This window comes from Deltaproteobacteria bacterium (assembly GCA_029858205.1).
Classification (GTDB): Bacteria; Desulfobacterota; GWC2-55-46; order GWC2-55-46; family DRQE01; genus JAOUFM01.
Window position 1 is genome coordinate 24374 of sequence record JAOUFM010000017.1, and the last position, 6027, is coordinate 30400.

Annotated in this window: 5 protein-coding genes; 4 read left to right on the top strand and 1 reads right to left on the bottom strand. The window is 49.9% G+C overall.

Annotation, left to right across the window (positions count from 1 at the left end):
- Positions 1-7: 7 nt before the first annotated feature.
- Positions 8-1945 carry a tetratricopeptide repeat protein gene (locus OEV59_09665; protein ID MDH4227995.1) on the top strand — a complete coding sequence of 646 codons (1938 nt, stop codon included), beginning with the start codon at positions 8-10 and terminating at the stop codon, positions 1943-1945.
- 218 nt (positions 1946-2163) lie between these two features.
- Positions 2164-2982, top strand: a complete 819-nt coding sequence (gene folE2 / locus OEV59_09670) for a GTP cyclohydrolase FolE2 (protein MDH4227996.1) — start codon at positions 2164-2166, stop codon at positions 2980-2982.
- A gap of 25 nt (positions 2983-3007) precedes the next feature.
- Here the strand turns inward: folE2 and OEV59_09675 are convergent, their stop codons facing one another.
- The gene (locus OEV59_09675; protein ID MDH4227997.1) at positions 3008-4027 is read right to left on the bottom strand and encodes a response regulator; all 1020 of its coding nucleotides are present in this window, start codon (positions 4025-4027) and stop codon (positions 3008-3010) included.
- 318 nt (positions 4028-4345) lie between these two features.
- On the opposite strand from OEV59_09675, the gene kdsB reads away from it, so the two are divergent.
- Positions 4346-5071: a 3-deoxy-manno-octulosonate cytidylyltransferase gene (kdsB, locus tag OEV59_09680; GenBank protein ID MDH4227998.1), complete on the top strand. Its 726-nt coding sequence runs from the start codon at positions 4346-4348 to the stop codon at positions 5069-5071.
- Positions 5072-5077: 6 nt separating this feature from the next.
- Positions 5078-6027: CTP synthase (locus OEV59_09685; protein ID MDH4227999.1), on the top strand; the 950-nt coding region annotated here is incomplete at its 3' end.

Genomic DNA, 6027 nt, shown 5'->3' on the forward strand with positions numbered 1-6027 from the left:
GGGATAAATGGTCATTACTAAAATAGTCAAGGTGATTTTTTTGTCGCTGCTCCCGGTGTTCGCATTGGCCTCTGTTGCCCATGCAGGCGGAGTGGTTGTCGAAGGGGTGTATCCTGCCGTAAAGCAGGAAACGCCGCAGGTTGCCGAGAAACGCGCTTTGGAAAACGCAAGGAGGCAGCTGGAAAAACATGTCGAGCCAAGGCTCAAGGAATATCTGAAAGGTAAAAATATTACCCTTGATGCCGCGCAGCTCAGGATGTTTTCATTCTTTATAACGGATATTGCGAAGAGCAGCGTTGAGACGCGTAGCAGCGAAAAAGGGCTCGAATATGTGGCCACGGTCGAGCTTAAGGAAAGGGATTTTTTTGAGGTCGAATGGATGATAGAGCGGCGTTTTGAGCATTATGGTCTTTATGCCGATGACTTTGATTTTATACTCAAGACTTATGCGAAAAATCAAAAAGAAACAGAGGCAATAAAGTCAAAACTGCAAAGCGACAAAGGAAACGGTGAGGCATTGAAAAGGCTTAAGGCTCTGGAGCGTTCATTCGAGGGTAACTACCTTCTGGAGCTGGGATTTTGGTATCAGATAAGAGCGCAGCATGTCGAGGCTGTCGATGTGTTGCGTGGAGCACTTGAGCGCGATAAAAAGAATTTGCTTGCATATGTATATTTGGTCAGGGCGTACGATGATGGGAAAAAATACGCGGAAGCCAGGGAGTTTATAAAGGCGGGTTTCAAGGAGTACCCTGGAAGCGCAAGGCTGTATTGGGAACGTGGGTACGTATCTTTGGAAGAAGAAAAGTATGAAGATGCTATAAAGGATTTTACGATAGCGATAGAAAAGGCACCACAATATATAACTTTGTACGATAATAGGGGAACGGCCTATGCTTATCTTGAAAAGTATGATTTGGCCATCAAAGATATTTCCGTACTTGTGGATCGGCTTGGAAGCGATGCCGGTTTGCTTGCGCTAGCTTATGCGGTACGCGGATCTTTTTATGCGAAAAAAGAAATGTATGATAAAGCCTTGGCAGATTTCGATAAGGCGGTAAGACTGGCCCCAGGTGATCCTTATATTTTGTTTGGCAGGGCGATGGGTAATATTGTCGCAGGTCGTAAGAGCGCTGGAAAGGTTGATATGAATACTGCACTTGAAAAGAATGAATTTGGGGCGTTTATTTTGCTTGGAGGAGAATCTGCCGGAGTAAAATTGCCGGTTATAAGGATTATGGAGCGCGTAAATGAGTATGTTGCCACACAAAAATATTCAGAGGCCATTGAGTTGTTAAAGAAAGAAAAGCGAGGAGTGTTTTTGCCGCTGGATTTGATGTTGCCGCGTCTTTATGTCGTTTTGGGGAGAGAAACGAATGAGCATATTTTGCAGCTTCTCGATACTATAGAGTTCATGTCGCGTCCTTATAAAGAGTTGCAATTGGGGCGGTATCCACGGATGGAAAAAACTTTGACGACACAGTTTATGTCGGTTGATTCCGAGGTGGCCTATTTAAAGATGATAGTATATGCCAAGAAAAATGACTGCGAAGGCGCTTTGAAATATGGAGAACGTTATTTAGGTATTCCTGTAGAGAATAAAGTAGTAACGAGTGTTAAAAATGCTTATGCTGTGCTTAGTGGCTGTAAGGAGGCTGCTGGAGACTTCGAGAGCGCATTGGATTATTTTGCGAAGGGATATGACACGGAAGGTGTGTCTGGAAAGGAAAAGGTAGCCATTGCGTTGCGTGCCGGAAATATTAATTTGCAGCGTAAAAATATAAAAGAAGCCATTCGTTGGTTTAATATGCCGCTACAGGACAAGTCGGTTTCAGGACGGGCCGAGAGAGATTTCTTTTTGTCTGAGATACGGTTGAGAATCGATGAGAATGGTTTGTCGGATAATAAGGAACTAAAGGCCTTTCTCGAAGATATAGGAAAAGAGTAGCGGTAATATATGTCGAATTCATTGTAAGAGAAGACGCTGGATTCCCGCCGGAGTTTACCCCGTACTTGATACGGGGCGGGAATGACAACGTGAGATTGCTTCGCCGCGTTGCGGCTCGCAATGACAGCATCAACATTCGGGTGCAGGCGTCACGCCTGCCGCAAAATCGGCGGTTTCAAGAAAGCGGCATTATCCTATATTGAAAGGAAAGGCACGTTATGCCAATAAAAGCTAAAAAGTATGCAAAGCCTTTGAAAGACGTCCAGAGTTTGCCGGACGCGCGGAACATCGATATCAATAAGGTGGGCGTCAAAGACATCCGCTACCCAATCGTCGTGCTCGACAAGAAAAACAAGAGCCAGCAGACAGTTGCCTCGGTGAACATGTATGTCGATTTGCCGCGCCACTTTAAGGGCACGCACATGAGCCGCTTTGTCGAGCTTTTAAACGAGCACAGGGGCGAGATAACGGTAAAGAAGTTCCCCGAGATATTAAAGCGCATGAAAAAGCGTTTTGACGCCAACACCGCGCACCTCGAGGTCGAGTTCCCGTACTTCATCGAAAAGGCCGCGCCTGTGACGCGCGCAAAGGGCCTGATGGAGTACCGCTGCCGTCTCTCGGGCTCTCTTGCCGAAAAGCATGATTTTGTCCTCGAGATAAGCGTTCCTGTAAGCACTCTTTGTCCGTGCTCAAAGGAGATAAGCGAGAGGGGCGCGCACAACCAGAGGGGCGTTATACGCGTAAGGGCGCGTTTTACGAAGTTCGTGTGGATAGAGGATATAATAAAGGCGGTGGAAGAGTCGGCAAGCTCGCCTGTTTATTCGATACTAAAGCGAGCCGATGAAAAGTACGTTACCGAGCGCGCCTATGATAACCCCATGTTCGTCGAGGACATAGTGAGGGAGACCTCCATTAACCTCGGTAAGCTAAAAGGCATTGCGTGGGCCTCGATAGAGGCGGAGAACTGGGAGAGCATCCACAACCACAGCGCGTACGCGTACCTCGAGACGGATTATACTTCGAAAAAAGGCAGGTAGGCAGGAGCGCTTAAGCGGCGCTGTACTAGATGCTTACGCCGAGGACTTCTCTTATTCTGGCCTTCAGGTCGTCGCTCCATGTCTGGCTGGCTTTTTCAACAAACCCCTTTACCTTCAGATCGAACCACCTGCGGTCAGCGATGATGTCGTCGTAGAGCTGCTTCTCGGAAGTCATTATTGCCGGGGTGGCCTTGCCGCTAAATGCCATGATGCGTTTTAGAAGCGATTCTCCGTCCGCGCCCGGGATGTTTTGCAAATAGAGGTCGGATATTATCAGGTCGTACTGTTTTCTCTTCGCGAGCTCTATTGCATCGTCGAAGTTTTTGGCTATCGTAAGGTTTATGTTCTCGGCCTTGATTGTGTTTTGCACCCGGGCTGTAATCAGGGCGTCGTTGTCGACGAAAAGAATGTTGTGCATGGGGCCGGTGTATTTGGGTTTTTGCGGCGTGACCGGCTTTGGCGCAGCAGCTGCGGCAGCAGCTTCTCTTGCGGCGGTCTGTTTTGCAAGAGCTTCTTTTGCCGCAGCTGCTGCCTGTTTTGCTGCAAGGGCGGCCTGTTGCGCTACAAGAAGGGCCTCTTTTGCCGCGGCCTCGTTCATCTCGGCCTCTTTTACCGCGTTTTGTTTTGCGTTGACAGGCGCTGCAACTGTTTTACTTGCGGTAACCGGGCGTGCCGTTGTTACTACGGCAGGTCTTTGAGGCGCGGGTTTGGGCGCAGGGGCCGCCACTGGTTTCGGGGCAGCAGGCTTTGGAGGCGCAGGCGCTGCAGGTCTTGGCGCAGCCATAGCAGGTTTTGGGGCCGCGGCTGCCGCAGGTCTTGGCGCAGGCGCGGGGGCCGCAGGCTCGACGTTTGCCGGCATCTTTTGCAGCGCCAGCACGTGCACCTCTCCCTCGCCATCAACGCGTATAAGAAAGCGCTTCGTGCATTTGATGCAGGCGATTTCCTCGCCTGCTGTCCACTTGGAAAGCGTTTCCTCGGGCACCCATAGGCGCACCTTGGTGCCGCATCTTGGGCAGTTAAGTATGACGGCTTCTTTTATGCTCATTGCCTCGTAGCAGTCTTGAGAATGCCGCTGGTATTGGTTTGTGCGTTTCTTTTCTGAATGTTTCGGGCCCCGACGTGAGCGATAGATGGAAAGACGGCGAGGTGCGGGCCCTTTTGTATAGAATTATTATTCAGACACGAGAATCACTGACAAATCGTCAACATATGATTTACAGTAGTACCAAATCAAGCACATAACTGTGCATTATCGCATAGATATTTAGTCTATCGCAGATTTTAAGGCTTTGTCAATCTCTATTAAACCGTTTCCCGGAGAGCGTCCTTGACACATTCGTTGGATTTGGTATTATTGACCTGAATGAAAGTTCTGGTCTTTATCCCCGCGAGATACGGCTCTACAAGGCTCGAGGCCAAGCCGCTAAAGCTCATCAAGAATAAGCCCATGGTAGAGTGGGTCTACGAAGGGGTGTCTAAGGCAAAGACCCCGGATTCGGTATTTGTCGCTACCGACGACGAGCGCATAAAAAAGGCCGTCGAGGCCTTTGGCGGCAAGGTCGTCATGACCTCGCCCGATTGCAAGACCGGCACGGAGCGCGTTGCAGAGGCAGCGGCAAAGATGGATGCCGATATAGTCGTAAACGCCCAGGGCGATGAGCCCCTCATAGACGGCTCTGTCATAGACGCGTGTGTAGCGCCCTTTAAAACCGACAAATCCCTTCTTCTCTCAACCCCTGTTGTCAAGCTTACGGACCCGCACGAGATACAGAACCCGAATGTCGTAAAGGCAATAGCCGATAAGGACGGCTTTGCCATATATTTCTCCAGAAGCCCGATACCGTATGTCTTCCCGGGCGCCCCGCTTCCTTTATATTATAAGCATATCGGCGTGTACGCGTATAAAAGGGACTTTCTCTTTAAGATGAGTTCCATGGCGCAGACCCCGCTTGAGATAAGCGAGAGGCTCGAGCAGCTCAGAGTTCTCGAGAACGGCTATAAGATAAAGCTCGTTGAGACTTCCTATAATCCGATATCGGTCGATACGCAGGAGGATTTGGATAAGGTTAGATCTATGGTGGGAGGGTAGAGGTTTATGGCAGAGAGCAAAAAGGGCCTTAAGACAAAGTTCATATTCGTTACCGGAGGTGTGGTGAGCTCGCTTGGCAAGGGGCTGGCCAGCGCCTCCATAGGAACGCTTCTCGAGTCCAGGGGGCTTAACATCACTATCCAGAAACTGGACCCATATATAAATGTCGACCCGGGCACCATGAGCCCGTTTCAGCACGGCGAGGTCTTTGTAACAGACGACGGCGCGGAGACGGACTTGGACCTCGGGCACTACGAACGCTTTACCAACGCCAGCCTTACGCGTAAAAACAACTACACCACCGGCCAGATATACAACACCATCATCACAAAAGAGAGAAGAGGGGATTACCTTGGCGGCACGGTGCAGGTTGTGCCGCACGTGACAGACGAGATAAAGACGAGCATACTCGGGCTCTCGGACAATGCCGACGTATCCATCGTTGAGATCGGCGGCACGGTCGGCGACATAGAGAGCCTGCCGTTTCTCGAGGCCATAAGGCAATTAAGGTTCGACCTTGGCAAGGAAAACGTAATGTACGTGCACTTAACGCTCGTGCCCTATATAGCGAGCGCAGGGGAGCTTAAGACCAAGCCCACGCAGCACAGCGTAAATAAACTCAGGGAAATCGGTATCCAGCCCGATGTGATACTTTGCAGGAGCGAGAAGCCGCTTTCGCCGGATTTGAAGGGTAAAATCGCTCTCTTTTGCAACGTTGACAGGGACTCTGTCATCTCCGCCATGGATGTCAAATGCATCTACGAGGTTCCGCTCGTTTTCCACGAGGAAAAGTTGGATGAGAAGATAATCAGGACGCTTAATATATGGACGAGGTCCCCGAAGCTCGAGCAGTGGGAGAAGATGGTAAAGAAGTATTATTCCCTTAAGCACGAGGTCACAATCGGCATTGTCGGCAAGTACGTGGACGTGCAGGACTCGTACAAGAGCCTTCACGA

Coding starts and splice junctions, on each gene's coding strand:
- OEV59_09675 (MDH4227997.1), bottom strand. CDS start 4,027: ATGAGCATAAAAGAAGCCGTCATACTTAACTGCCCAAGATGCGGCACC.
- folE2 (MDH4227996.1), top strand. CDS start 2,164: ATGCCAATAAAAGCTAAAAAGTATGCAAAGCCTTTGAAAGACGTCCAG.
- kdsB (MDH4227998.1), top strand. CDS start 4,346: ATGAAAGTTCTGGTCTTTATCCCCGCGAGATACGGCTCTACAAGGCTC.
- OEV59_09665 (MDH4227995.1), top strand. CDS start 8: ATGGTCATTACTAAAATAGTCAAGGTGATTTTTTTGTCGCTGCTCCCG.